Annotated in this window: 26 protein-coding genes and 2 riboswitches; of the genes, 10 read left to right on the plus strand and 16 right to left on the minus strand. The window is 76.0% G+C overall.

Going from position 1 to position 24,297, the window contains the following annotated elements; all coding sequences use genetic code 11:
* From VER05_RS17550 to VER05_RS17560, 3 genes are all read left to right on the plus strand, one after another.
* On the plus strand, positions 1-750 hold a 750-nt coding region (locus VER05_RS17550; RefSeq protein WP_414647651.1), incomplete at its 5' end, for an ABC transporter ATP-binding protein.
* Positions 751-920: 170 nt separating this feature from the next.
* Positions 921-2,147: a DUF262 domain-containing protein gene (locus tag VER05_RS17555; RefSeq protein WP_324846604.1), complete on the plus strand. Its 1,227-nt coding sequence runs from the start codon at positions 921-923 to the stop codon at positions 2,145-2,147.
* The gene (locus VER05_RS17560) at positions 2,144-2,983 is read left to right on the plus strand and encodes a hypothetical protein (RefSeq protein ID WP_324846605.1); all 840 of its coding nucleotides are present in this window, start codon (positions 2,144-2,146) and stop codon (positions 2,981-2,983) included. The genes VER05_RS17555 and VER05_RS17560 overlap by 4 nt, the downstream gene beginning before the upstream one ends.
* A gap of 30 nt (positions 2,984-3,013) precedes the next feature.
* On the opposite strand, the gene VER05_RS17565 is transcribed toward VER05_RS17560, so the two are convergent.
* The 9 genes from VER05_RS17565 to VER05_RS17605 all read right to left on the minus strand — a co-directional run bounded on the left by VER05_RS17565 (position 3,014) and on the right by VER05_RS17605 (position 13,254).
* The gene (locus tag VER05_RS17565) at positions 3,014-4,075 is read right to left on the minus strand and encodes an ABC transporter permease subunit (RefSeq protein ID WP_324846606.1); all 1,062 of its coding nucleotides are present in this window, start codon (positions 4,073-4,075) and stop codon (positions 3,014-3,016) included.
* Positions 4,072-5,160: an ABC transporter permease gene (locus VER05_RS17570; protein ID WP_324846607.1), complete on the minus strand. Its 1,089-nt coding sequence runs from the start codon at positions 5,158-5,160 to the stop codon at positions 4,072-4,074. Before VER05_RS17570 ends, VER05_RS17565 begins: the two co-directional genes overlap by 4 nt.
* A complete protein-coding gene (locus VER05_RS17575) occupies positions 5,160-6,704 on the minus strand; it encodes a sugar ABC transporter ATP-binding protein (RefSeq protein WP_324846608.1) in 1,545 nt (514 codons plus the stop codon). Before VER05_RS17575 ends, VER05_RS17570 begins: the two co-directional genes overlap by 1 nt.
* Before the next feature lie 83 nt (positions 6,705-6,787).
* On the minus strand, positions 6,788-7,762 hold the full coding sequence (locus VER05_RS17580; RefSeq protein ID WP_324846609.1) for an ABC transporter substrate-binding protein: 975 nt from the start codon (positions 7,760-7,762) through the stop codon (positions 6,788-6,790).
* Positions 7,763-7,868: 106 nt separating this feature from the next.
* Positions 7,869-8,879 carry a LacI family DNA-binding transcriptional regulator gene (locus tag VER05_RS17585; RefSeq protein ID WP_324846610.1) on the minus strand — a complete coding sequence of 337 codons (1,011 nt, stop codon included), beginning with the start codon at positions 8,877-8,879 and terminating at the stop codon, positions 7,869-7,871.
* Positions 8,880-9,196: 317 nt separating this feature from the next.
* On the minus strand, positions 9,197-9,781 hold the full coding sequence (locus tag VER05_RS17590; protein WP_324846611.1) for an RBBP9/YdeN family alpha/beta hydrolase: 585 nt from the start codon (positions 9,779-9,781) through the stop codon (positions 9,197-9,199).
* Between the two features lie 105 nt (positions 9,782-9,886).
* Positions 9,887-10,189: a hypothetical protein gene (locus VER05_RS17595; RefSeq protein ID WP_324846612.1), complete on the minus strand. Its 303-nt coding sequence runs from the start codon at positions 10,187-10,189 to the stop codon at positions 9,887-9,889.
* 167 nt (positions 10,190-10,356) lie between these two features.
* On the minus strand, positions 10,357-12,489 hold the full coding sequence (locus tag VER05_RS17600; protein WP_324846613.1) for an acyl-CoA dehydrogenase: 2,133 nt from the start codon (positions 12,487-12,489) through the stop codon (positions 10,357-10,359).
* Positions 12,490-12,534: 45 nt separating this feature from the next.
* Positions 12,535-13,254 (minus strand): TetR/AcrR family transcriptional regulator, encoded by a 720-nt coding sequence (locus tag VER05_RS17605; protein WP_324846614.1) that lies wholly within the window; start codon positions 13,252-13,254, stop codon positions 12,535-12,537.
* A gap of 133 nt (positions 13,255-13,387) precedes the next feature.
* On the opposite strand from VER05_RS17605, the gene VER05_RS17610 reads away from it, so the two are divergent.
* The 3 genes from VER05_RS17610 to VER05_RS17620 are packed head-to-tail and all read left to right on the plus strand — an operon-like array spanning position 13,388 to position 17,099.
* Positions 13,388-14,740 carry an acetyl-CoA C-acetyltransferase gene (locus tag VER05_RS17610; protein WP_324846615.1) on the plus strand — a complete coding sequence of 451 codons (1,353 nt, stop codon included), beginning with the start codon at positions 13,388-13,390 and terminating at the stop codon, positions 14,738-14,740.
* Entirely contained in the window at positions 14,740-16,104 is a 1,365-nt protein-coding gene (locus VER05_RS17615) for a 3-oxoacyl-ACP reductase (RefSeq protein ID WP_324846616.1), read from the plus strand. Before VER05_RS17610 ends, VER05_RS17615 begins: the two co-directional genes overlap by 1 nt.
* Positions 16,101-17,099, plus strand: coding sequence for a MaoC family dehydratase (locus VER05_RS17620; protein ID WP_324846617.1), 999 nt, complete (start codon positions 16,101-16,103; stop codon positions 17,097-17,099). The genes VER05_RS17615 and VER05_RS17620 overlap by 4 nt, the downstream gene beginning before the upstream one ends.
* Before the next feature lie 28 nt (positions 17,100-17,127).
* Here the strand turns inward: VER05_RS17620 and VER05_RS17625 are convergent, their stop codons facing one another.
* Positions 17,128-17,391 (minus strand): hypothetical protein, encoded by a 264-nt coding sequence (locus VER05_RS17625; RefSeq protein WP_324846618.1) that lies wholly within the window; start codon positions 17,389-17,391, stop codon positions 17,128-17,130.
* The gene (locus VER05_RS17630) at positions 17,381-17,800 is read right to left on the minus strand and encodes a hypothetical protein (RefSeq protein ID WP_324846619.1); all 420 of its coding nucleotides are present in this window, start codon (positions 17,798-17,800) and stop codon (positions 17,381-17,383) included. The genes VER05_RS17625 and VER05_RS17630 overlap by 11 nt, the downstream gene beginning before the upstream one ends.
* Before the next feature lie 79 nt (positions 17,801-17,879).
* Here VER05_RS17630 and VER05_RS17635 point away from each other — a divergent pair, with 79 nt between their 5' ends.
* Positions 17,880-18,503 (plus strand): pentapeptide repeat-containing protein, encoded by a 624-nt coding sequence (locus VER05_RS17635; protein ID WP_324846620.1) that lies wholly within the window; start codon positions 17,880-17,882, stop codon positions 18,501-18,503.
* 63 nt (positions 18,504-18,566) lie between these two features.
* Here VER05_RS17635 and VER05_RS17640 read toward each other — a convergent pair whose 3' ends face one another.
* Positions 18,567-19,946: an aminotransferase class V-fold PLP-dependent enzyme gene (locus VER05_RS17640; protein ID WP_324846621.1), complete on the minus strand. Its 1,380-nt coding sequence runs from the start codon at positions 19,944-19,946 to the stop codon at positions 18,567-18,569.
* 48 nt (positions 19,947-19,994) lie between these two features.
* Positions 19,995-20,110: riboswitch (SAM riboswitch) on the minus strand.
* 117 nt (positions 20,111-20,227) lie between these two features.
* A riboswitch (SAM riboswitch) is annotated at positions 20,228-20,330 on the plus strand.
* A 6-nt stretch (positions 20,331-20,336) separates the two neighbouring features.
* On the opposite strand from VER05_RS17640, the gene VER05_RS17645 reads away from it, so the two are divergent.
* The 3 genes from VER05_RS17645 to VER05_RS17655 are packed head-to-tail and all read left to right on the plus strand — an operon-like array spanning position 20,337 to position 22,218.
* Positions 20,337-20,546 carry a DUF1737 domain-containing protein gene (locus VER05_RS17645; protein ID WP_324846622.1) on the plus strand — a complete coding sequence of 70 codons (210 nt, stop codon included), beginning with the start codon at positions 20,337-20,339 and terminating at the stop codon, positions 20,544-20,546.
* Positions 20,543-20,968 carry a rhodanese-like domain-containing protein gene (locus VER05_RS17650; RefSeq protein WP_324846623.1) on the plus strand — a complete coding sequence of 142 codons (426 nt, stop codon included), beginning with the start codon at positions 20,543-20,545 and terminating at the stop codon, positions 20,966-20,968. The genes VER05_RS17645 and VER05_RS17650 overlap by 4 nt, the downstream gene beginning before the upstream one ends.
* On the plus strand, positions 20,965-22,218 hold the full coding sequence (locus VER05_RS17655) for an O-succinylhomoserine sulfhydrylase (RefSeq protein ID WP_324846624.1): 1,254 nt from the start codon (positions 20,965-20,967) through the stop codon (positions 22,216-22,218). The genes VER05_RS17650 and VER05_RS17655 overlap by 4 nt, the downstream gene beginning before the upstream one ends.
* A 48-nt stretch (positions 22,219-22,266) precedes the next feature.
* Here VER05_RS17655 and VER05_RS17660 read toward each other — a convergent pair whose 3' ends face one another.
* Genes VER05_RS17660 through VER05_RS17675 form a run of 4 tightly spaced genes read right to left on the minus strand, consistent with a single transcriptional unit; the run spans position 22,267 to position 24,174 of the window.
* Positions 22,267-22,740 (minus strand): hypothetical protein, encoded by a 474-nt coding sequence (locus tag VER05_RS17660; protein WP_324846625.1) that lies wholly within the window; start codon positions 22,738-22,740, stop codon positions 22,267-22,269.
* A 29-nt stretch (positions 22,741-22,769) separates the two neighbouring features.
* Positions 22,770-22,985 carry a hypothetical protein gene (locus tag VER05_RS17665; RefSeq protein ID WP_324846626.1) on the minus strand — a complete coding sequence of 72 codons (216 nt, stop codon included), beginning with the start codon at positions 22,983-22,985 and terminating at the stop codon, positions 22,770-22,772.
* Positions 22,986-23,035: 50 nt separating this feature from the next.
* Positions 23,036-23,488 (minus strand): hypothetical protein, encoded by a 453-nt coding sequence (locus VER05_RS17670; RefSeq protein WP_324846627.1) that lies wholly within the window; start codon positions 23,486-23,488, stop codon positions 23,036-23,038.
* Positions 23,489-23,517: 29 nt separating this feature from the next.
* Positions 23,518-24,174: a hypothetical protein gene (locus VER05_RS17675; RefSeq protein WP_324846628.1), complete on the minus strand. Its 657-nt coding sequence runs from the start codon at positions 24,172-24,174 to the stop codon at positions 23,518-23,520.
* Between the last annotated feature and the right edge of the window lie 123 nt (positions 24,175-24,297).

Below are 24,297 nucleotides of genomic sequence, written 5' to 3' on the forward strand. Positions count from 1 at the left end.
CCCGTGCTCGAGGCCGTCGACGTGGTCCGCACGTTCGGCGCCACCCGCGCGCTCGACGGCGTCTCCGTGCGCGTCGAGGCCGGCCGCAGCGTCGGCATCGTCGGCGAGTCCGGCTCCGGGAAGTCGACCCTGCTGCGCCAGCTGCTCGCGCTCGACTCCCCCACCGCCGGCGAGGTCCGGTACCGCGGCGAGCCGCTCGCCCGGCGCGACCGCGGCCTGCTCCGGCGGCTGCGCGCCGACGTGCAGCCGGTGTTCCAGGACCCGCGCTCCTCGCTCGACCCCCGGATGCGGGTCGGCGCCGTCGTCGCGGAGCCGCTGCGCTCGCTCCGGGTCCCGGGCGACCACCGGGAGCGGGTCGCCGAGGTGCTGGCCGCGGTCGGCCTGGACCCCGACGTCGCGTCCCGGTACCCGGCGCAGTTCTCCGGCGGGCAGCGGCAGCGCATCGCGATCGCCCGGGCCCTGGCGCCCCGGCCGTCCGTGCTGATCGCCGACGAGCCGGTCTCGGCGCTCGACGTGTCCGTGCGGGGCCAGGTCGTCGACCTGCTGCAGCGGCTCGCCGCCGAGCAGGGGCTGACCCTCGTGCTGGTGTCGCACGACATCGCGATCGTCGGGCGGCTGTGCGAGCGGACGGTCGTGCTGCACCACGGGCGGGTCGTCGAGGAGGGGCCGACGGCGTCGGTGCTGGCGTCGCCGCAGGAGGCGTACACGCGCCGGCTCCTGGCGGCCGTGCCGCAGCTGCCGGGGGTCTGACGGGGGCTGACCGCCCGCCCGGGTCCGCCCGGGCACCTGGTCGCCCCCCCCTCGGGTGGAACGTTCTGCCGGACACGCCGACGGCGTGTCGGTCACAACCTTCCACCGTCGGCTGGGTGGGTGCCGGTGAGTGGTGCCGGGGCGCCACGGGCGGTGGCACCGTGCCCCGCATGGGAGGACACGGCAGGCGGCAGCACGACGTCGACCCGGCGCTGGACGACGAGGTCGCGCGCTGGTTCGACGACGACGCCGAGCCGGACGACGCCGCCGGCGCGGGCGCCGTCGCGGCGGCCGACCCCGCGGCCAAGTACGCGTCCAGCCAGCTGCGCGTCGTCCGCGAGACCAAGGACTACCAGCTCGACTACCTGCAGCACGCGCTGCAGCCCGGGCGCGAGCTCATCGACATCTCGCCCGCATACCAGCGCCGGCTGCGCTGGACCACGAAGAAGAAGTCGCTGCTCATCGAGTCGCTGCTGCTCAACATCCCGGTGCCGCCGATCTTCCTGTTCGAGCGCGACTACAACGAGTACGAGGTCATCGACGGCCGGCAGCGGCTGGACGCCATCAGCTCGTTCCTCGCGAACGACTACGCGCTCACCGGCCTGGAGTACTGGCCCGAGCTCGCCCGGAAGCGGTTCGCGGACCTCCCGTCGGTGCTGCGGCGCGGGCTGCTGCGCCGGAGCCTGCCGGCCGTCGTGCTGCTCGCCGAGACCCAGGGCGACGACGGCGAGGGCCTGGACGTGCGCCGCGTGCTGTTCGACCGGCTGAACACCGGCGGGATCCGGCTCAACCCGCAGGAGCTCCGCAACGCGCTCTACCCCGGGACGCTCAACGCCCTGCTCGTCGAGCTCGCCCGGTCCGCCGAGTTCACCGCGGTCTGGGACATCCCGCCGCACACCGCCGGGGAGGAGGCCGACCCGCCCGCGCGGCTGCTGCGGAACCCGCTGTTCGCCTCGCTCGCCGACGCCGAGCTGGTGCTCCGGTACTTCGCCCTGGACGACGCGATCGCCGCGGGGCGGCAGGGCGCGCTGCGCACGGTGCTCGACCGGTACATGGCCCGGAACGCCGCCCTGCCCGCCGACCGGGTCGACGCCATGCGCGCGCGGTTCCTCGGCGCGCTGCGCAGCGTGCGCGGCGTGTTCGGCCCGGACACCTTCCGGCTGCCCGGCAGCCGGCGGCTGAGCCGGCCGCTGTACGACGCGCTGATGATCGCCGCGGGGCGGGTCGGCACCGACGACCTGGCGCGGCGCGGGCCCGAGGTGCGCGCCGCGCTCGCCGCCGCCCTCGACAACGCCGAGGCGTACGACGTGCTGGTCGGCCGCGGCAACACCATCGGCGCGGTGCACGAGCGGGTCGCGCTCGCCGGGCGGGTCCTCGCCGCCGGCCGGGCCCCGTGAGCAACGGCGACGACATCCTCGCGGACTTCCACGCGGACCTGCGCCGGGTGGAGGAGCTGCTCGCGCTGGTCGAGGCGTTCCGCGACTTCGGGCGGAGCACGCCCGACCCCGACGCCGCGTGGCCGGAGGCGCGCCGGGTGCACGCGGGCGCGTCCGGGGTCCGCACCGACCTGCCGCTGCTCTCGGGCTCGCTGCTGCTCTACGTCTGCGGGCGGTTCGAGTACTTCGTGCGGCAGCTCGTGACCGACGTCGCGGACGACCTCGCCGGCCGGGCCGGCTGCTACGCGGACCTGCCCGAGCAGGTCCGGGCCGCGCTGCGGGCCCGGACGCTGGAGATCGCGGCGCAGCCCGCGCGGTACGGCTACGACGAGGCGGGGGTGAACCGGCTGATCGCGTCGCTGGCGGCGAACCTGCGGCCGCCCAGGGCGGGCGGCGGGGGCGCGGGGGCCGCGGGCGGCGGCGGGGCCGGCCCGGGCGGCAGCGGCGACGCCGGGGTCGCCATCCCGTCCTCGATCCTCGCGCTCACCAGCTCGAACATGCGCCCCGAGGTGCTGCAGGACGTGTTCCGGCGGGTCGACGTCGGCAACCTGTGGTCGGAGATCGGCAAGCAGGCGCCGCTCAAGGCCGCGCTGGCGCTCCGCGACGACCGGGCGTGCACCGCCGAGGCCCGGCGGCGGCTCGCCGCGCTGATGGACGAGCGGAACTCCGTCGCGCACCCGACCGCGACGACGACGTTCCCGGACCCGGACCGGGTGCTGCGCGCGATCGGGTTCCTGCGGATCCTGTCCCGGATCGTCGTGGACGTCGTGACGATCCCGGCCGTGCCGGCGGTGTGACCCCCCGCGTCCGCACCGCCGGCGGCCGGTTCACGGCCGGCGCACCGTGATGACCCGCTGGAGCATCACGAACGCCAGCAGCACCGCCCCGATGAACACCCGCGTCCACCAGGAGTCCAGGCCCTCGCGCGCGATCAGCACCTGGATCAGGCCGTAGACCAGGACGCCCGCGCCCGTCCCGAGCACGAACCCGACGCCGCCCGACAGCAGCGTCCCGCCGATGACGACGGCCGCGATCGCGTCGAGCTCCATGCCGATGCCGGTCAGGTTGAACCCGGACTTGGTGTAGAGCGCGAACAGGATGCCCGCGATGCCCGCGCAGGTGCCGCTGATGACGTAGACCCAGATCCGCGTCCGCGCCGGGCGCAGCCCCATGAGGTTCACCGCCGTGCCCTGGTCGCCCGAGCCCAGCCCGTACACGGTGCGGCCGAAGCGCGTGTAGTGCAGCAGGTACACCGCGAGGAGGAGCACGGCGACGGCCACCAGCATGCTCGCGTTGATCCGCCACATCCCCCGCAGCTCGCCGAACGTGATGCTCCACGCCGCCAGGCTCGAGAAGCCTGGGTCGTCGATGGCCAGGGAGCTCGTGCTCACCACGTTCGCCAGGCCCCGGGCGAGGAACATCACCGCGAGCGACGCGATGAACGGTTGGATGTCGAACACCTGGACCAGCACGCCGATGAGCAGGCCGCACGCCGTCCCGATCAGCACACCCAGGATCAGCACCACCGGCAGCGGGAACCCGGCGGAGAACAGCTTCGCCACCACCAGCCCGACGAGCGCCACGACCGCGCCCACGGACAGGTCGATGCCACCGGTGAGGATGACGAACGTCATCCCCACGGCCAGCACGAGCAGGTACGAGTTGTCCACGAGCAGGTTCGAGAACAGCTTCATGCTGATGAAGTCGGAGCGGGACGTGCTGTACCGGCTCTGGCCCACCGCGAGCATCGCGAGGAGCGTGATGACCGTCCCGATCACCGGGAGGAACCGGCGGTCGACCCGGTCCAGCAGCGCACGCGCGCGGAGCGCCGGGCCGGGTCCCGCCGCCGGGGCGGGGCGGGGCGTCTGCGTCAGCTCGTCGGTGGTCATGCCACCACCTCCACGGGTCGGGCGGCCCGGGTGCGCAGGCGCCGCGCCTGCACCCGGTCGCGCAGGATCGGCGATCCGGCCACGCAGACCGCGATGAGCACGACGGCCTTGAACAGCGGCGTGGTCTGGGACGGGAGCTGGAAGATGATCACCGCGCGCTCCAGGGCCGACAGGAGCAGCGCCCCGGCGATCAGCCCGCCGAGGTTGAACCGGCCCCCGTCGAGCTTCGTGCCCCCGAGGACGACCACCATGATGGCGTCGAGCTCCTTGAGCAGGCCGATGTTGTTGGCGTCCGCGGCCATCGTCGGCGCCCCGTACACGAGGCCCGCCAGGGCGGCGAGCGTCCCCGCGATGACGTAGACGATCCAGGTCGTCGAGCGGGACCGGACCCCGGCGAGCCGGCTGGCCTCGCGGTTGATGCCGATGGACTCCAGGAACATGCCGAGGGCGCTGCGCCGCACGAGCACGGCCACGAGCACGAAGGCCGCCGCCGCGATCACCACCGGCGTCGGCACGCCCAGCACGAACCCGGACCCGATCGACTTGAAGGGCGCGCTGGTCACCGTGGTGATCTGCCCCTGCGTGATCAGCATGGCGATGCCGCGGCCCGCGACCATGAGGATCATCGTCGCGATGAACGGCTGGATGCCCAGCACGGCGACCATGAAGCCGTTGAACGAGCCGCCGACCACCCCCGCCGCGAGCCCGAGCCCGATCGCGAGCAGCACCGTCGCCGGGGCGCCGGGGTCGGCGGCGCCGTCGAGGAACGTGAGCGACACCGCGAGGGCGATGGCCATCACCGCACCGACCGACAGGTCGATGCCGCCGGTGGCGATCACCAGGCACATGCCGAGCGCCAGGAGCAGGGGCGTCGCACTGTTCCGCAGCAGGTCGATGAGCTGGCCGTACAGGTGGCCGTCGCGCAGCGCGACGTCGAGGAACCCCGGGCTCTTCACGCCGCAGGCGACGACCAGCACGAGGAGGGCCACGACGGGCCAGAGCAGGCCGTGGTCGGCGACCCGGCGCAGGAGCGCGAGGCCGCGGTCGGCGCCGCGGGCCCCGGGCACGGAGGTGGGTGTGGTCATCAGGCGCTCTCCCCGCTCGCCGCGATCGCTTCCAGGACGGTGCCGGTGCCGACGTCGTCGCCGTTCTCGATCTCGGCGACCTTCCGCCGGTCCCGCATGACGACGATCCGCTGGCTCAGGCGCAGGACCTCCTCGAGCTCCGAGGAGATGAACACGACGGACATGCCGTCGGAGGCCAGGTCGGTCACCAGCTTCTGGATCTCCGCCTTGGCGCCGATGTCGATGCCACGGGTCGGCTCGTCCAGCACGAGCAGCCGCGGCGAGGTGGCGAGCCACCGGGCCAGCAGCACCTTCTGCTGGTTCCCGCCCGACAGGTTCTTGATCAGCGCGTTCGGGTTGGGCGGGTTGATGTTCAGCGTCACCATGTACCGCTGGACCACCTCGTCGAGCTCCCGGCGCGGCACCCGGCGCCAGGTCCCCCGGCTCGCCTGCAGGGCGAGCGCCAGGTTCTCCCGCACCGTGAGGTCGCCAATGATGCCCTCGCGCTTGCGGTCCTCGCTGGACAGCGCGACGCCCCGCTTGAGGGACGCCAGAGGCGTCGCCCGGCGCACCGGCGTGCCGTGCACCGCCATCTCCCCGTGGTCCGGCCGGTCGGCGCCCGTGAGCAGGCGCGCCAGCTCCGAGCGGCCGGAGCCCAGCAGGCCGGCGACGCCCACGATCTCGCCCGGGTACAGCGCCAGGTCGAACGGCCGCACCGACCCGTCCTTGCCGAGCCCCACCGCCGTGAGCAGCGGCGTCTCGCGGGGCGAGTGGCTGGTCACGGTCGCGCGGGCCTGCTGCTCGATGCCCGCCAGCGCCTCGCCGGTCCGCCCGATCATGTGCGAGATGAGCTCCCGCCGCGGCAGCTCCGCGGTGCGGAACTCCCCGACGAAGCGCCCGTTGCGCAGCACGGTCATCCGGTCCGCGATCGCGTACACCTGGTCGAGGAAGTGCGAGACGAACAGGATCGCCACGCCCTCGTCGCGCAGGGTGCGCACGACGCGGAACAGCTCGGCGACCTCCGCCTCGTCGAGGGAGGACGTCGGCTCGTCCAGGATCAGCACCTTCGCGTCCACCACCAGGGCGCGCGCGATCGCGCAGAGCTGCTGCACAGCGATGCTGTGCGACGCCAGCACCGAGCGCGGGTCGACGTCGAGGTGCAGCCGCCGCAGGAAGCGCTGCGCCTCGCGGCGGGTCGCGCGCCAGTCGATGAACGGCCCGCGGCGCACCTCGTGCCCGAGCATGACGTTCTCCGCCACGCTGAGGTTCGCGCACAGGTTGATCTCCTGGTACACCGTGGAGATGCCGGCCGCCTGCGCCTGCTCCGGGCCGTCGAGGGCGAGCTCCTCGCCGCGCACCTCGACGCGGCCGGCGTCGACGCGGTAGACGCCGGTCAGCGCCTTGATCAGGGTGGACTTCCCCGCGCCGTTCTCGCCCATCAGGGCGTGGACCTCGCCGGCGCGCAGCGTGAGGTCCACGCCGTCGAGCGCCTTGACGCCCGGGAACGTGATCGTGATCCCGGTCATCCGCACGACCTCGTCGTGCGGCGGGTGGGTCTCGGACATCCTCGTCCTTCCTCGCGGGGGGCCTGGGCCGGCCTGCCGGGTGCGCGGGGCGGCCGGCTGCCGGCCGCCCCGCGGGCCCGGGGTCAGTACGCCCGGGCGTCGACCTCGTCCTGGGTGATCGTCTGGTCGAAGGCCTCGTCGACGACGATCGTGGTCTCCGGGACGTCCTCGCCGTTCGCGACGGCGGTGATCAGCTCCGCGAGCTGGTCGCCGAACACCGGGTTGCACTCGACGACGTAGTTGAACTTCTTGTCCACGAGGGCCTGCAGGCCGTCGCGCACGCCGTCGACCGTGACCAGCTGGATGTCCTTGCCGGGCACCTTCCCCGCCGCCTCGATGGCCTCGATGGCGCCGAGCCCCATGTCGTCGTTGTGGCTGAAGATCAGCGTCGTCTCGGGGTAGGCCTGCAGCGCCGCCTCGACGGCGGTCTTGCCCTCGGCGCGCGTGAAGTTGCCGCTCGCCTTGCCGATGACCTGGTCGCCCACGACGGCGTTGAAGCCCTCCTCGCGGTCGACCTGCGCGCCGGAGCCCAGCGTGCCCTGGAGCTCGAAGACCTTGGCGTCGGGGGCGTTCTCCGCCACCCACTCCCCCGCGGTCGTGCCCTCCTGCTCGAAGTCCGCGCCGATCCACGTGACGTAGGGGTCCTCGACCGTCGTGTCGACCGTGCGGTCGACGAGGACCACGGGGATCCCGGCGTCCTTGATCTCCTGCAGCACCTCGTCCCAGCCCGTCTCGATGACCGGGGAGAACGCGATGACGTCCACGTCCTGCGCCACGAAGTCCCGCAGCGCCTTGATCTGGTTCTCCTGCTTCTGCTGCGCGTCGACGAAGGTCAGGTCGAACCCGTTCTCCTCCGTCAGGCTGGCCTTGACCGACTCCGTGTTGGCGGTCCGCCAGCCGCTCTCGGCACCGAGCTGGGAGAACCCGACCCGGATCAGGTCGTCCCCGTCGCCGCCGGCTGCGGCCTCACCACCACCGCTGCTGCATGCCGCCACGGACAGCAGCGCCGCCGTCCCGACCAGGCCGACCAGGCCCCTCCTGGCTGCGCGTCCGAACATGAGCTCCTCCTCGAGTCCTCGGCCGACCGCACTGTCGGCGAGACCGATTGTGAACGCTCACAATTTCGAGGGTCAACGATCCACGGTAACGAATGGGTAACAGTTGTTAACGTTCACTGCGGCGTCGGGTGCTGGACCGGACGCGCATCGCCGCGCCGACCAGGCCGTCGACCGCCGGCTCGCCCGCGATCGCCGCCACCATCTGGTCCAGGCACCGCCGGCCCAACGCCGCGAAGTCCGGCGCCACCGTCGTCAGCGGCGGGAAGAAGTGCGCCGACCCCTCGACGTCGTCGAACCCGACCACCGAGACCTCGTGGGGCACCCGCACCCCCGCCTCGGCGAAGGCGTGCAGCAGCCCGAGCGCGAGCTGGTCGTTGGCGGCGAACACGGCCGTGGGCAGCGGCTCGGCACCGGAGGCCGCCCCGGCGCGCGCCACCAGCTCCGCGCCGATGCCGTACCCCGTGCTGGCCTTCCAGTCGCCGGGGACCGGGTCACGCGGGGTCAGCCCGGCCTGGCGCATGGTGTCGCTCCAGCCGCGGGCCCGCGACCGGGCGTCGAGCCAGACGGACGGACCCGTGACGTGCAGGATGTCCGTGTGCCCCAGCTCGATCAGGTGCCGGGTCGCGAGGCGCGCACCGGCGTACTGGTTGACGGCAGCGGTGTAGACCTCGCCGCCCAGGTCGGACGGGCCGACCATCACCACGGGCAGCCGGTGCGCGAAGCCCTGCACGGCGCGCACGGCCTCGTCGTGGGACGCGATCACGACCACCCCGTCGACGCCCTGGTCGAGGAAGTGCTCCAGCGACGCCTGCACCGCCGCGACGTCCCACTGGGTGACGGTCGCGACGCTGACGGACATGCCCGTCGAGCGGGCGGCGTTCTCGAGCGCGATCAGGGTCATCGTCGGGCCGTGCAGCGCCGAGTCCTCGGTCACCACGCCGATCGACCCCGTCCGGCGGGTCACGAGGGCCCGGGCCACGGAGTTGCGGCGGTAGCCCAGCTGGGCGATCGCCGACTGCACCTTCGCCCGGGTCGCCGCGCTCACGTTCGGGTGGTCGTTCAGGACCCGGGACACGGTCTGGTGCGACACGCCCGCGACCTGCGCGACGTCGTGCATGCCGGGGCGCCGGCGCGGCGCCTCCCCGTGCTCTGCGCCCGGCGGGTGCGGTGCGGTCCGGGACTCCGGTTCCGCGCTCCGCGTGGCGGGTCCCCTGGTCATCGGCCCTGCCGCGGCCCGGCGGCGCCGCCGCCGCGGCGCGCGCGAGCGGAGCGTCCGGGGCACAGCCTCCGGATCGCCTCCATCAGCGACACCTCCCACACGAGCGACACACCGTTGTGAACGGTAACACCCACGCCGGGTGGTCCGTGGCCCGCCCCGGCACCGGAGGGCCCGACGGGCACGCCTGCCGCGCGGCGCGGTCCTGGGCGGGCCGGTCAGCGCGGGGCGAGGCCCAGCGCCGCGCGGACCCGGTCCCGCACGACCGGCAGCGTGGTGAACCCCTCGCGCCCGAGCAGGTGCCCGCCGCCGGGGACGAGGTCGAACGTCGCCGACAGCCGCTCCGCGAGGGCCCGGGTCAGCGCGGGCTCGACGACCGCGTCGTCGTCGGAGCCGACCACGTGCCGGGCCGCGGTCGCCGCGACCACCCGGTCGTGGTCGGCCGCTCGTGCGGTGAACGGCGCGACCTCCGGCACCGCCGACGGCGTGGCGTCGAACCCGGAGGCGAGCACCAGGCCGCCGAGCCGCCAGTCCCCCGGCGTGCGGGACAGCGCGTGCAGCGCGGTGACGCAGCCGAGGCTGTGCCCGACCACGACCGTCCGCTCGTCGGGCACGCCGATGGCCGCGCGGGCGACGTGGAGCCAGGCGCCGGGCTCGGGCGCCTGCGGCGCGGGCAGCGCGGGGATCGCGACGTCGACGCCGTCGGCGCGGAGGTCGTCGGCGAGCCAGCCGAACCAGTGGGCGTCGGGGGACGCCCGGTAGCCGTGCAGGACGACGACGCGGGCGGGGCTCGGCTGGGGCACGACGGCATCGTGCACCCGGGGGCGGCACCCGCGCGGCGGGCGGCCACCAGGTGGCCGCGGGTATCGCGGGAGCGCGTGCCGACCGGGTCGGGTCGGCCCGTGCGCTCAGTCCTCCCGCGTGAGCGTGAGCGTCTGGGCGGGGTCCGAGAACGCGGTCCCCATCGACGCGAACGGCAGCGACACCACCAGCCGCACCTCCGACCCCTCCGCCAGGTCCAGGTCCATCGCGGGCGAGGTCGTCCAGTCCATCGCCGCCTGAACCTGCCGCCGGCCGGCCGCGACCTGGACCGTCGCCGACTTCCCGGGCCGGAGCCCGGCCACGACCTCCCCGTCGACGAGCACCTTGGCCCGGCGGAAGAGGCCTGCCCGGTCACGACGACGGGTCAGGACCAGCGTGGCGTGCGACATGGGCTCCTCGTCTGGTCGGAGCCGCCGGCGGGCGGCCTCGGCAAGTCTAGGGACCCGGCGGGCTCGACTCACCCCGGTGCCCCTGGCAGTGGAGCGTTCTGCCCGGCACGCGCGGCGTGTCCCGGCAGAACGCTCCACTCCCGCCCACTCGGGGTGCCCAGCCCGCCTCAGCGCGCCGGCTTCGGCTCCGGCACCGGCTCCGTCCCCGACGCCCGCGCCGCGCGCTGCGCCTCGCGCGCCTCCGCCTGCCGCTCGGCCTCGGCGCCCGACGCGATCTCGGCCCGCACGTGCTCCGGCCCGTACCCGAACGCGTCGACCAGGTCCTGCGCGTGCGGCCGGAGCCCGAGCAGCAGCCGCTCGATGTAGGACGTCACCGTGCGCGCCCGGCCCGCGGAGAGCCGCCCGTTCACCAGGTACCAGGCGAGGTTGCGCTCGATCACGGTGAGCCCGAACAGGTCCCGCAGCCGGGTCAGCACCTGGCGGGTGCCGGCGTCCGGGACCGCGTCGAGGGCCCGGGTGAACGCCTCCCACTGCAGCAGCTCGGCGTGCGCGCGGGCCGCCTCGACCAGCTCGTGCTGGTGCGCGTCGAACAGCTCCGCCGCGACCTCGGGGGTCGCGCGCCGGGCCGGGCGCAGGGCCTGGGCGAGCTCGGCGACCATCGTCGCGACCCGGTCCGCGAGCAGGTCGCGCTGGGTGTGCGGGTCCCGGAGCTGGCCGGCGGACCGGCGGGCGTCGCCCGCGTCGACCAGCGTCTGCACGGCGCGGGCGAGCGGCATCCGGTGCAGCGCGGCGTCGGCCGCCTTGCCCGCCACCAGGCGCGCCATCACCGCCGGGTCGCCGCCGACCTGCGCGGCGTACCGGGCCAGCAGCCGCTTGCCGACGAGCTGGTAGAGCACGGTGTTGTCGCCCTCGAACGTCACGTAGACGTCCAGGTCGGCCCGCAGCGACGTCAGCCGGTTGGCGGTGAGGAAGCCCGCGCCGCCGCACGCCTCGCGGCAGGTCTGCAGGGTGCGCAGGGCGTGCCAGGTCGACGTCGGCTTGAGCGCGGCCGCCAGGGTCTCGAGCTCCTCGCGGGACTCCGGGGTGTCGTCCCGGCCGGAGAACACGTCGTCGAACGCGGCGAGCAGGTGCTCGTGGGCGAACGTCGCGGCGTAGGTCTCGGCGAGCAGCGGCAGCAGGCGGCGGCGGTGCTCGCCGTAGTCGAGCAGCACCACCTCGTCGGTCGGCGACGCCCCCGCGAACTGCCGGCGCTGGTTGCCGTAGGTCACCGCGACGACCAGGCCGAGCTTGGCCGCGTTCACCGCGGCGCCGTCCAGCGAGACGCGCCCCTGCACGAGCGTGCCGAGCATGGTGAAGAACCGGCGGCCCGGGCTGGCGATCGGCGAGGAGTAGGTGCCGTCCGCCGCCACCGAGCCGTACCGGTCGAGCAGGTCGGCCCGCGGGACGCGCACGTGGTCGAACCACAGCCGGCCGTTGTCGATGCCGTTCAGCCCGCCCTTGAGGCCGTCGTCCTCGCCGCCGACGCCGGGCAGGAACTCGCCCGTCGCGGCGTCCCGGATCGGCACGTGGAACGCGTGCACGCCGTGGTTCACCGGGCGCGGGTCGCCCGGGCCCTGCGACACGAGCTGCGCGAACACCACCGCCGCGGTGCCGTGCTGGCCGGCGTTGCCGAGGTAGTCCTTCCACGCCGCGCGGTACGGGGTGTGGACCACGAACTCCTCGGTCGCGGGGTCGTAGGTGGCGGTGGTGCCGATGCTGGCCACGTCCGAGCCGTGGCCGGTCTCGGTCATCGCGAACGCGCCGGGCACGTCGACCGACATGGCGGCAGGCAGCAGCCGGTCGTGGTGCCGCTCGGTGCCGAGGTGCAGGATCGCCGACGCGTACAGGCCCCACTGCACGCCCGCCTTGATCTGCAGCGACGGGTCGGCGGCGACGAGCTCCTCGAACCGGGCGAGGCTGCCGCCGTGGTCGTCGGCGCCGCCGAGCCGCTCGGGGAACGCGCGCAGCACCTCCCCCTCGCGCGCCAGCGTCCGGAGCTGGTCGAGCACGCGGGCGCGGTGCTCCGGGACGGTCAGCCCCTCGACGCGCTGGAACCGGGGCTGGGCCACCACGTCGCGCGCGCCGCGGCGCAGGTCGGCGTACCGGCCGAGCACCAGGTCGGTCAGCCGCGGCACGTCCACGCGGGGGTCGGCGTGCTTCCGGCCGTGCGGGTGCCCGGCGCCGGTGGGCCGGACGGTCGCGGTCGGGGTCGTCACCGCCGGGCCGGGGGTGGTGGCCGGGGTCGGTGCGGTCGTCGTCATGCGCGTTCCCTCCGTCGGTGCGTCGCCGTCGACGCACGGGGTGGATCAGTCGGACTCGTCCTGCTGGTCGGCGTGCGGCGCCGGGTCGGTGCGCCCGGCCTGCTCGCGGGTGCGCGCGCCGACCGGCCCGGCCCACAGCCAGGCGGCGACGCGGGTGGCGACGTCCTCGCGGTCCTCGCGGGGCGCGCCGGAGCCGCCGGGGGTGCCGCTCGCGGCGAGCCACCGCTCCCCCGTGCCCCGCACGAACCCGACGGCGCCGGCGGCCCAGAGCCGGGTCCACGCGGCGTCGGCCGCGTCGGCCCCCTGCCCCGATCCCTGCTCCAGCGCGCGCACGAACGGCGCCGCCACCAGCTCCGTCACCGAGTCGAGGAAGTGCCCGACCGACCCGCCGCGGGTCACGAAGGCGTACACGTGCGGCGAGGACTCGATCATCGACAGGTAGGTGTCGACCATCCCCCGCAGCGCGTCCCGCGGGCCGGTCGCCCCCGCCGCGGCGACGTCGAGGGCGTCCCGGATGTCGGCGACCACGGCCGCGGCGACGGCGAGCTGGAGGCCGTCCTTGTCGGTGAAGTACCGGTACACGATCGACTTCGACGTCCCGGCCGCCGCCGCGATGTCGTCCATCGAGACGTCGGGGCCGCCGTGGTGCACCACCTTGCGCGCGACGCGCACGAGATCGGCGCGGCGGGCCTCCCGGTGGTCCTCCCACCGGGTCGACCGGCCGTCGTCCGTCGCCGTCGACGGTGCGCGCGTGATCGGGGTCACAGAACCGACGGTATCAGGTACTGTGAGTTTCGGGCACCGTTGCTGCAAGGGACCGAGGTCCCGACTTCTCGGCCGCAGCGGGCAGCGCCCGACCCGGCACCACCCTGATCGACGACGATGCGGGAGGACCCCGATGGCAGCGACCCCCAGCTCACCCACGGCAGCCACGACGACCGGCGCGCAGCGCGCCGTGGTGGTCGGCGGCAACCGGATCCCGTTCGCGCGGGCCGGCGGGCCGTACGCCCGGGTGAGCAACCTCGACATGCTCACGGCCGCGCTCGACGGGCTCGTCGCCCGGTACGGGCTGCAGGACGAGGTGCTGGGCGAGGTCGTCGCCGGCGCCGTGCTCAAGCACAGCCGCGACTTCAACCTCACCCGCGAGGCCGTGCTCGGCTCGCCGCTGTCGGCGCGCACCCCGGCGTACGACCTGCAGCAGGCGTGCGCGACCGGGCTCGAGGCGGTCGTGTCGATCGCCAACAAGATCCGGCTCGGGCAGGTCGAGTCGGGCGTCGCCGGCGGCGTCGACTCGGCGTCGGACGTGCCGATCGCGGTCAGCGAGGGCCTGCGCCGCACGCTGCTGACGCTCGCCCGGGCGAAGACGGTCCCCCAGCGGCTCAAGGCCGCGGCCGCGCTCCGGCCCGGCGACCTCAAGCCGGCCACCCCGCGCACCGACGAGCCGCGCACCGGCCTGTCGATGGGCGAGCACCAGGCGCTGACCACCGCGCAGTGGGGCATCACCCGGCAGGCGCAGGACGAGATCGCCCTCGCCAGCCACCAGCGGCTCGCCGCCGCCTACGAGGCGGGGTTCTTCGACGACCTGGTGACCCCGTACCGCGGGCTGGTCCGCGACCAGAACCTGCGCGCCGACACGTCGCTGGAGAAGCTCGCGAAGCTCAAGCCGGCGTTCGGCACCCGGCTCGACACGCCGGCGACGATGACCGCCGGCAACTCGACCCCGCTCACCGACGGCGCGTCCGCGGTGCTGCTGGCCTCCGAGGACTGGGCGCGCGCCCGGGGCCTGACCCCGCTCGCCGCGGTGGTCGACGCCGAGACCGCCGCCGTCGACTTCGTGCACGGCGAGGACGGGCTGCTGATGGCGCCGGCGTACGCGGTGCCGCGGCTGCTCGCCCGGCAGGGCCTCGGGCTGGGCGACCTCGACTTCGTGGAGATCCACGAGGCGTTCGCGTCCACCGTGCTGACCACGCTCGCGGCGTGGGAGGACAAGGAGTTCTGCCTGTCCCGCCTGGGCCTGGACGACGCGCTCGGCACCGTCGACCGCGAGCGCCTCAACGTGCACGGCTCCTCGCTGGCGGCCGGCCACCCGTTCGCCGCGACGGGCGGCCGGATCGTCGCGACCGTCGCCAAGACCCTGCACCGCCGCCGTGCCGAGCTGCTCGCCGCGGGCGAGGACCGCCCGGTCCGCGCGCTGGTGTCCGTCTGCGCCGCGGGCGGCCTGGGCGTCGCGGCGATCCTGGAGGCGGTGTGATGGCGACCGACACCTACCTGGACCTGGTGAACAGCGGGTTGACCGCGAAGGTCGCGAAGCAGCTCGGCCTCCCCCGCCCGGCGCGGCTGCGCCGGTACCGCGCGGGGGCGCCGCTGGTCGACGGGCCGGTGCTCGTGCTCGGCGAGGGCGGCGACGCCGACACGCTCGCGCGGTTCCTGTCCGGCACCTCGCCGGAGCACAAGGGCTGGGACCTGGACGTCCGCCGGCACGCCGGCGAGGGCACCCGGTTCGCGGCCGTCGTGCTCGCGCTGACCGACGTCGCGCACCCCCGGGACCTCGCGGAGCCGCTGCTGGCGCTGGCGCCGGTGCTCAAGACCCTCGCCCCCGGCGGCCGGGTCGTCACCGTGTCCCGGGGCGCCACGCCCGACCAGGCGCCCGCGCTCGCCGCCGCGCGCCAGGGCGTCGACGGCGCGCTGCGGTCGATCGCGAAGGAGCTCCGCGCCGGGGCGACCGGCAACGGCGTGGTCCTCGCGGACGACGTGCCGGTCACCGCGCCCGCGGTCCTGGGCGCGCTCCGGTTCCTGCTCTCCGCCCGATCCGCCTACGTGGACGGCCAGCTGCTCCCGGTCGACTCCGCGGCCGGCGCGCTGCCCGCCGACTGGGAGCGGCCGCTCGAGGGCCGCGTGGCCGTGGTCACCGGGGCCGCGCGCGGCATCGGCGAGGCCATCGCGACCACGCTCGCGCGGGACGGGGCGACCGTCGTGGCCGTCGACGTGCCCGCCGCGGGCGAGGCGCTGGCCGCCGTCGCCAATCGGGTGCGCGGCACCGCGCTGCAGCTCGACGTCACCGCCGACGACGCCGGCGCGCGCATCCTCGAGCACGCGCTCGGGCGGCACGGGCGGCTCGACGTGATGGTGCACAACGCGGGCATCACGCGGGACAAGCTGCTCGCCAACATGTCGCCCGACCGGTGGGAGTCCGTGATCGCGGTCAACATCGCGGCGCAGCTGCGGATCAACGAGGCGCTGCTGACCTCCGGCGACTTCGCCGACGCCCCGCGGATCGTCTCCCTCGCGTCCACCTCCGGGATCGCCGGGAACCGCGGGCAGAGCAACTACGCCGCGTCCAAGGGCGGGGTCATCGGCATGGTGCAGGCCACCGCGCCGCTGCTGGCCGCGTTCGGCGGCACCGCCAACGCCGTCGCCCCCGGGTTCATCGAGACCGAGATGACCGCGCGCATGCCGGCGCTCACCCGGCAGGTGGCGCGGCGGCTGTCGTCGCTGCAGCAGGGCGGGCTGCCGGTGGACGTCGCGGAGGCCGTGGCGTTCCTCGCGTCGCCGCAGGCCGGGGGCGTGGTCGGGCAGGTGCTGCGGGTGTGCGGGCAGAGCATGGTGGGCCGGTGACGGCGGTCGAGTCGCCGGCGCGGGACGCGGGGCCCGGTGGCGGGGCCGGCGGGCGGCGGGTGCTCGCGCTCGCCGAGTCGCCCGGCCTCGGCGGGCTGTACGCGCGGGCCGGCCTGGCCTCGGGCCGCGCGGCGGTCGGCGGGCCGGTGCGGCGGGCGCTGGGCGGCGGCCCGGGGCCGGACGCGGACCGCCCGGCCGCGGCGCCGGCGCTGCCGCCCGTCGAGCACCGGCTCGGCGGCGTCGTCCCCGACCCGGCGCGGCTCACCGCCTACCAGCACCTGGTGGGCGAACCGGCGTCCGACGTGCTGCCCGCGGGGTTCGTGCACGTGCTCGCGTTCCCCGTCGGCATCGCGCTGATCGTCCGCCCGGACTTCCCGATGCCGCCGCTCGGCATCGTGCACCTGGCCAACCGGGTCGAGCAGCGCACTCCGCTGCGCGTCGGGGACGCCCTCGACATCCGGGCGTGGGCGGAGGACCTGCGGCCGCACCGCAAGGGCGCGCAGGTCGAGCTGGTCGCCGAGGTGCGCCGCGCGGGCGCGCCCGCCGACGAGCCGCCGGCCTGGCGCGGGGTGTCGACCTACCTCGCCCCGGGGGTGCGGGTGCCGGGCGCCGCGCCCGAGGAGGCCGCGCGACCGGAGTTCGAGGCGCCGGTCCCCACCGGGCGGTGGGCGTTCGACGCCGGGGCGGGCCGCCGGTACGCCGCCGTGTCCGGCGACGCCAACCCGATCCACCTGCACCCGCTGACCGCGCGGGCGCTCGGCTTCCCGCGGGCGATCGCGCACGGGATGCTCACGGCCGCGCGGGCGCTCGCCGACGTCGGGGCGCGCCGCGGGGAGGCCTACGACTGGGACGTCGAGTTCGCGTCGCCGGTGCTGCTGCCGTCGACGCCGGTGGTGCGGGTCGCCGCGGCCGGGGACCGGGCGTGGTCGGTGACGGCGTGGGACGCGAAGCGGCGGCGGCCGCACCTGACGGCGGAGGTGCGGGCGCGGGGGTGAGGCCGGCGCGGTCCGGCGGGTGCGGGGGCTAGGTGAACAAGGCCCGGAGCATCCGCCGGATCGGGCCGCCGCGGGTGAGGCGCTCGTACTCGGCGCGCCAGTAGGCCTGCTCCTCGGTGGCGCGGCGGATCTCCTCGTCGAGGCTCTCGTACTCCTCGCGCTGGCGGTCCCGCGCCTGCTTCCACAGGTCCCCGCCCTCGGACAGGCGCGCGATGTACTCGTCCACCATCGGCTGCAGCTCGGGCGGCCACCCCCCGGATCTCGACGCGCGGGTGTCGGGGTCAGGCGTCATCGCAGCGCTCCTCGCTCGTCCGGCCCCGCTCCCACGCTAACGTCACGAGCGCGGACCGCACAGGGTCTCTCGTCGCCGCCGCGAGCGCCGTCAGGACCGCGGCCCGCGAGGCCGCGGCGGGCCCGGGGTCGCGCTCCGCGACCCAGCGGTAGACCGCCCACCACTGCGCCAGGTCACGGTCGACGACCTGCCCTCGTCGGGCCAGGGCCGCCGCCCGCGCCGCTCCGCGCAGCGCGTCCTCGGCCGCCGCTCGCTCCGCGCGGATCCGCGCCCGGGTCGCCCCGAACCCGACCACGGCCGCGAGCACCGCCGCCAGCGCCGCGGGTCCCGGGGACAGCAGGAACTCCGCCAGCCACTCGGTCGTGCCGAGCGCCGGCGCCGCCTGCGTCGCCACTGCTCCCGCCACCATGCCGACCACGCTAGGCCCGCCGGACCGCGTGATCGCCGTCGTCCACAGGCCGGGTCTGCGAGGTGCGAGGCTGGGACCCATGCCCGCCCCCCGCACCGACCTCCTCGACCCCTACCCCGGCCCCGTCGAGCCCGAGGGCGACTACGACCGCCTCCTGCTCGACGGCCTCGACCTCGCGGGTGCCGACGCGGAGAGCGCCCGGTTCATCGAGTGCCTGCTCCGGGCGTGCGACCTGGACGGGGCGGAGCTCGACCACGCGCACCTGGTCGACACCATGCTCGCCGAGTGCCGCGCGGGGATGCTCCGCGCCCGGTCCGGCACCTGGCGCGACGTCACGCTCGAGGGCTGCCGGCTCGGCGCGCTGGAGGCGTTCGGCGGCTCGTGGGACCGGGTGACGGTCGAGGGCGGCAAGATCGACTACCTCAACCTGCGCGACGCCCGGCTGCAGGACGTCCGGCTCGTCGGCTGCACGATCGGCGACCTCGACCTCGCGGGCGTGCGCGCGGCCCGGGTCCGGCTGGAGGACTGCCGGGTGGGCCGCCTGGACCTGACCCGGGCGCAGCTCAAGGACGTCGACCTGCGCGGCGCCGACCTCGCGGGCATCGACGGGACCGCCGGCCTCAAGGGGGCGACGATCAGCCAGGCGCAGCTGCTGGACCTGGCGGGCGCGCTGGCGGCGCACCTGGGGGTCGTCGTCCGCTGACGGGACGACCCGGGACCGGCGCCGACGACCCGCCCCCTGCGCGGGCCGCCGGGCGCCGGGGTCTCAGTCCTCGACGGCCGGGCCGCAGGCCGCCGCGGCGGTCGCCGCGATCGCGTCGATGCCGGTCACGGCGGGCCGCGGCCGGGTGTCGCCCGCGACCGTCCAGCAGCCGTCGACGACCTCGTACGACGCGGCCGGGCCGTCGCCGACGTACGCGCGGAGCCCCGCGAGCAGCCGGTCGACGGTCTCGGTCGTCGTCCCGACGCCGACGGAGGCGCGGATCGCCCCGCCCGTGACACCGACCCGGGCCAGCAGCGGGTGCGCGCAGAACCGGCCGTCCCGCACGCCGATGCCGTGCTCCGCGGACAGGTAAGCCGCGACCAGGCCCGAGTCGTGGTCGCCGAGGGTGAAGGCGACGACGCCGACCGGGTCCGTCGAGTCCGACCACAGCCGGAGGACGCGCGCGCCCGGGATCGCGGCGAGGCCGTCGACCAGCCGCTCGCGCAGCGCCTGCTCGTGCTCGACCAGGGCCCCGGCGGGCAGGGCGGACAGCGCGTCGCAGGCCTCGGCCAGCGCGACGGCGCCGAGCACGTTGGGCGACCCGCCCTCGTGCCGCGCGGGCGCCGGCTGCCACAGCGTCCGGTCGGTGCGGACGTCGCGCACCGCGCCGCCGCCGGCGAGGTAGGGCGTCCCGGCGTCGAGCCAGTCGCGCCGGCCGACCAGCGCGCCCGCCCCGAACGGCGCGTAGGTCTTGTGACCGGAGAACGCCACGTAGTCGACGCCGCTGTCCGCCAGCGAGAACGCCCGGTGCGGCACGAGCTGCGCGCCGTCGACCGCCACCCGCGCGCCGGCCTCCTGGGCCAGCGCGACGACGGACGCGATCGGCAGCGCCTCGCCGGTGACGTTCGACGCCCCGGTCAGCGTGACCAGCGCGTACGGCTGCCGGGCGAGCTCGTCGCGCAGCGCCGTCAGCGTCTCGGCGACGGTCGGTGCCGAGGGCAGGATCGTCGCCGTCCGGCCGGAGCCGCGGACCGAGCGCACCCAGGGCAGCAGGTTCGCGTGGTGCTCGACGTCCAGGACGAGCACCCGGCCGCCGTCCGGGACGCAGCCGGCCAGCAGGTTCAGGGCGTCGGTGGTGTTCCGGGTGATGACCGCGACGTCGTCGGGCCGCGCGCCCACGAACCGGGCGACGGTCGCGCGGGACGCCTCGTACAGCGCGGTGGACACCTGGGACAGGTACCCCGCGCCGCGGTGCACCGACGCGTACAGCGGCAGCACCTCGACGACCCGGGCGGCGACGGACTCGAGCGCCGGGGCGGACGCGGCGTAGTCGAGGTTCGCGTACGGCACGGACCGGCCGTCGACCAGCGGGACGCGCGTGTCCCCGCCGACGACGGGCAGCAGGGCGGTCTCGGCACACGAGGTGGTGGCGGTGACGGACATGGGACTACCCCCGAGCGGATCGGTGGGGGCCCGGTCGCCGACCGGGCGACCCCGCGCTTGCCGGCCACCGGTCGGTGGACGGCCAGGTCGTCACCCGGGGCACCCCGCCGCGGAGGGAGGGTTGCCGGCCAGCGAGCCGGGGCTTCGCGCTGGCGCTCATGACCTCGTCCGAGGATGGGGCGGCCCGCGCGGAGGTGTCAACCGCGGTCCACGGTGCGACACGGGTTCACCCGGGCGCGGCCGGGCGGTCATCCTGGTCCGGGCGATGGCGTAGCATCGCCGCACCATCCAGAGCGGCCGAGAGATCTGGCTCGTCGACGCCGCAGCAACCCGCGGACCCCCACCGGGGCCGGCCGAGGGTGCTTCCGCCAGATCCGATGGAGGAGAGGCATGACCGACACCGACGACCGCCTGCGCTACCGCCTGCTGACGGGGCCCGACGACCGCTCGTTCTGCGAGCGGGTGAGCGCCGCCCTGGCCGAGGGCTACGAGCTGCACGGCGGGCCCGCCGCGACCTTCGACGGGGAGCGCGTGATCGTCGCGCAGGCCGTCGTGCTCCCGGCCGCCACGGCCCCGAGCAACCCGGTGCGCCCGCTGTGACCGCGCCGTACGCGGGCGACCTGACCCCGCAGGAGGCCTGGGACCTGCTGCTGACGGACGAGCGCGCCGTGCTCGTCGACGTCCGCACGGAGGGCGAGTGGCAGACCATCGGCGTGCCCGACACCGCGGACGCCGGCGAGGGCCGCACGGCCTTCGTCGAGTGGACCGACGCGTTCGGCCGGCCCAACCCGGCGTTCCTCGACGGCCTGGCCGCCGCGGGCGTGACGGCCGAGGACCCGCGCCCCGTGGTGTTCCTCTGCCGCTCGGGCGTGCGGTCCGTCGCGGCCGCGGTCACCGCGACCGCCGCGGGCCTCGGCCCGGCCTACAACGTGCTCACCGGCTTCGAGGGCGACGTCGGCCCCGACGGCCGCCGGGGCCACCAGGGCTGGCGCGCGGCCGGCCTGCCGTGGCGGGAGGCGTGAGCGCGGCCCCCGGGCCGGCCCGCTGGCAGGACGACCGGCTCCCCCGGGAGCAGCTGCGTCCCGACACGCTCGCCGTGCGCGGCGGCACCGTCCGCACGCCGTTCCAGGAGACCTCCGAGGCGCTGTTCCTCACCCAGGGCTACGTGTACGCGCGTGCCGCCGAGGCCGAGGCGGCGTTCGCCGGCGAGGCCGACCGGTTCCTGTACTCGCGGTACGGCAACCCGACGGTGTCGACGTTCGAGGAGCGGCTCCGGCTGCTCGAGGGCGCCGAGGCCTGCTACGCCACGGCGTCCGGCATGTCGGCCGTGTTCACCGCGCTGGCCGCGCTGGTCCGGTCGGGCTCGCGGGTCGTCGCGGCGCGGGCGCTGTTCGGGTCGTCGGTCGTGATCTTCGACGAGATCCTCGCGAAGTGGGGCGTGCGCACCGACTACGTCGACGGGCACGTCCCGGCGCAGTGGGAGGAGGCGCTGGCGACCCCGGCCGACGTGGTGTTCTTCGAGACGCCGTCCAACCCGATGCAGGACCTGGTCGACATCGCCGCCGTCAGCCGGCTCGCGCACGCCGCGGGCGCGGTCGTCGTGGTGGACAACGTGTTCGCGACGCCCGTGCTGTCCCGGCCGCTCGACTTCGGCGCGGACGTCGTCGTGTACTCGGCGACCAAGCACATCGACGGCCAGGGCCGGGTGCTCGGCGGGGCGATCCTCGGCACCGACGAGTTCGTGCACGGGCCGGTGCAGACCCTGATCCGGAACACGGGGCCGTCGCTGGCGGCGTTCAACGCGTGGGTCCTGCTCAAGGGCCTGGAGACGCTGTCGCTGCGCGTCCGGCACCAGACGGCGTCGGCGCTCGCGCTGGCGACCCGGCTGGAGGGGCACCCGGCGATCGCGCAGGTCCGCTACCCGTACCTGGCGTCGCACCCGCAGCACGCGCTCGCGCTCGCGCAGCAGTCGGGCGGCGGCACGGTGGTGACGCTCGACCTGCGGGTGCCCGAGGGGTCGACGCCCGCCGCGGCCAAGGCGCTGACGTTCGGGGTGCTGGACGCGCTGCGGGTGGTGGACATCTCGAACAACCTCGGCGACGCGAAGTCGCTGGTCACCCACCCCGCGACGACGACGCACCGCAAGCTCGGGCCGGCCGGGCGCGCGGCGGTCGGCATCGCGGAGTCGACGGTGCGGCTGTCCGTGGGGCTGGAGGACGTCGACGACCTGGCCGAGGACCTGGAGCGGGCCCTGGGGACGCTGGGCGGCTGACGGCGGGCGGCCGCGCCGGCGGCGGCGTGCGGGGCGGCCCGGCGGCGATCAGGCCGCCGGGTCGTCCTCCCACGGGCTCGGCACCGGCGGCAGCGGCGTGATCCGGTCGCTCCGCCGCCACGCGACGACCGCGGCCACCACCAGGGGCGCGCCGGTGGCGACCGCGGTGGCGAGCACCCGCGGGACGGGTGGTGCGGAGAACACCGTCTGCGGCAGGACCCCGGCCGCGGTCGCCACGACGGCCACCACGAGCGTGCCCACCGCCACGGCGACGACCCGGAGCCGGGACCCGGCCGGCGGCAGGCGGCGGCCCAGCGCGAGGACGCCGGCCCCGGTCAGCAGCGCGAGCGCGACGCAGGGCACCTGGCCGGGCACCAGGGTGATCGCGGCCCCGAAGCCGACGAGCACGAGCCAGTCCGCGAGGCCGAGGTGCTCGCCCAGGACCTCCGCGGCACTCACGACCGCCACCGACCACAGCGGCAGCACGACGCCGAGCAGCGCCCAGTGCCGGAGCCTCGTCACGCGCTGACCCTAAGGACCAGGCGCGGCCGTCAGAGGCCGTTGACCCCGGCGATCACGAAACCGACACCGACCAGCACCGCGATCCCCCCGCCCGACCGCTGCAGGACGGCGTGCCGGCGCGGGTCCGGCTCACCGTGCCGCCGGTAGAGCGCGAACCGCGTGCGGTCGAGCCGACCGAGCACGCCCGCCAGCCCGGCGAGCGCGGCGAGGACGCCGATGACGATCAGCGGCCACCCGGTCAGCATGGACCGAGGGTGGCGGAACCCGGGCGTCCCCGCACGTCGGGGCCCGGGGGTCAGGGGTAGGTGCCCGCGGGCGCCGGGCGGCGGGGGCGGTCGTGCGCCGGGCGCCAGCGCGCCCACGCGGTCGCCGCGGCGAGGGTGAGCGGCAGGCCGACGAGCAGCGCCGACCAGCCGAGCACCGCCGGCGCGAGCGACACCGCGACGGTGCCGGTGGCGAGGACGGCGCCCAGGACGGTGGTCGCCACCGCGGTGATCGCGACGGCCGTCGCGAGCGCCCGGCCCCGGCGCGGGTCACCGGCCGGCGGGAGGCGGCGCGCGACGGCCAGCACGCCGGCACCGAGCAGGGTGCCCAGCAGGACCGCGGGCACCGCGCCCAGCAGGAGGATCAGCGCGGCGTAGCCGAGGAGCCCGGCGCGGGCGCCGGGGTCGCCGGTCCCGGTGAGCGCCACCAGCCACACGGCCGGCAGCAGCACGCCCAGGACCGACCAGTGCCAGAGCCGCGTCATGCGCCCACCGTACCGACGCCCGAGCGCGGTCAGGCGACCAGGGCGCGGAGTTCCGCCTCGACCGCGGCGCCGCCGGCCAGCGGGTGCAGCACCACGCCGTCGACGCCCGCGCGCCGGGCCACCTCGCCGACCTCGGCCACCAGCCGGTCGGCGGTCGTGACGACGCGGGTGTCCGCCGGCGCCCAGGACAGCCCGGCGAGCGCGTCGAGGTACTCCAGGTGCGAGCGCTTCCGGCGGGCCGTGCGCTCGTCCCCGGCGAGCACGACCTCCAGGTCGAGCAGCACCCGCACCTCGGCGCGGTCGCGGCCGGCGTCGGCGAGAGCGTCCTCGACCAGCGTGGCCACCCGGGCGAGCGCGCCGACGGAGGGCACCGCGACCGAGAAGCCGAGGCGGATGACGTCGGCGGTGCGGGCGGCGACGGCGATCCCCGACTCCGACTCCGGGCGCGCCTCGACGGTCCGCACGCCGTAGGCCGGGGCGCCGACGTGCACCGTGGTCGCCGAGCCCCGCTGATCCGCTCGAGCCCCCTCGTCGCGCACGGGGGGCTCGGCGGGATCAGCGGGGTTCGCGGGGGCGCGGCCCGGTCGGCGCGGCTCGACGGAGTGGCGGGCGGCGATCGCGCGGCCGGCGGCGGGGATGTGACGGGTGGCGACCGCGGGCGCGCGGTCCAGCACGGGCTGAGCCATGGGGTGTCCTCGGGGTGAGGCGGGGTGCGCGGCGAGGGCCGTCCGGCCACGGGCGCGCGGGGTCGTCAGCTCAGCGACAACACACCCGGCTCAGGAACACGCGGGCAGCCTAACCGCGGCACG

The sequence above is a fragment of the Cellulomonas sp. genome (assembly GCF_035634735.1).
Classification (GTDB): Bacteria; Actinomycetota; Actinomycetes; order Actinomycetales; family Cellulomonadaceae; genus Cellulomonas.

Excerpts from the sequence above, each read along its gene's own strand:
- VER05_RS17600 (WP_324846613.1), bottom strand. The coding sequence starts at position 12,489 with ATGACGACGACCGCACCGACCCCGGCCACCACCCCCGGCCCGGCGGTG.
- VER05_RS17565 (WP_324846606.1), bottom strand. The coding sequence starts at position 4,075 with ATGACCACCGACGAGCTGACGCAGACGCCCCGCCCCGCCCCGGCGGCG.
- VER05_RS17575 (WP_324846608.1), bottom strand. The coding sequence starts at position 6,704 with ATGTCCGAGACCCACCCGCCGCACGACGAGGTCGTGCGGATGACCGGG.
- VER05_RS17610 (WP_324846615.1), top strand. The coding sequence starts at position 13,388 with ATGGCAGCGACCCCCAGCTCACCCACGGCAGCCACGACGACCGGCGCG.
- VER05_RS17615 (WP_324846616.1), top strand. The coding sequence starts at position 14,740 with ATGGCGACCGACACCTACCTGGACCTGGTGAACAGCGGGTTGACCGCG.
- VER05_RS17635 (WP_324846620.1), top strand. The coding sequence starts at position 17,880 with ATGCCCGCCCCCCGCACCGACCTCCTCGACCCCTACCCCGGCCCCGTC.
- VER05_RS17595 (WP_324846612.1), bottom strand. The coding sequence starts at position 10,189 with ATGTCGCACGCCACGCTGGTCCTGACCCGTCGTCGTGACCGGGCAGGC.
- VER05_RS17555 (WP_324846604.1), top strand. The coding sequence starts at position 921 with ATGGGAGGACACGGCAGGCGGCAGCACGACGTCGACCCGGCGCTGGAC.
- VER05_RS17625 (WP_324846618.1), bottom strand. The coding sequence starts at position 17,391 with ATGACGCCTGACCCCGACACCCGCGCGTCGAGATCCGGGGGGTGGCCG.
- VER05_RS17570 (WP_324846607.1), bottom strand. The coding sequence starts at position 5,160 with ATGACCACACCCACCTCCGTGCCCGGGGCCCGCGGCGCCGACCGCGGC.
- VER05_RS17665 (WP_324846626.1), bottom strand. The coding sequence starts at position 22,985 with ATGCTGACCGGGTGGCCGCTGATCGTCATCGGCGTCCTCGCCGCGCTC.
- VER05_RS17675 (WP_324846628.1), bottom strand. The coding sequence starts at position 24,174 with ATGGCTCAGCCCGTGCTGGACCGCGCGCCCGCGGTCGCCACCCGTCAC.
- VER05_RS17585 (WP_324846610.1), bottom strand. The coding sequence starts at position 8,879 with ATGCACGACGTCGCGCAGGTCGCGGGCGTGTCGCACCAGACCGTGTCC.
- VER05_RS17670 (WP_324846627.1), bottom strand. The coding sequence starts at position 23,488 with ATGACGCGGCTCTGGCACTGGTCGGTCCTGGGCGTGCTGCTGCCGGCC.
- VER05_RS17630 (WP_324846619.1), bottom strand. The coding sequence starts at position 17,800 with ATGGTGGCGGGAGCAGTGGCGACGCAGGCGGCGCCGGCGCTCGGCACG.
- VER05_RS17580 (WP_324846609.1), bottom strand. The coding sequence starts at position 7,762 with ATGTTCGGACGCGCAGCCAGGAGGGGCCTGGTCGGCCTGGTCGGGACG.
- VER05_RS17645 (WP_324846622.1), top strand. The coding sequence starts at position 20,337 with ATGACCGACACCGACGACCGCCTGCGCTACCGCCTGCTGACGGGGCCC.
- VER05_RS17640 (WP_324846621.1), bottom strand. The coding sequence starts at position 19,946 with ATGTCCGTCACCGCCACCACCTCGTGTGCCGAGACCGCCCTGCTGCCC.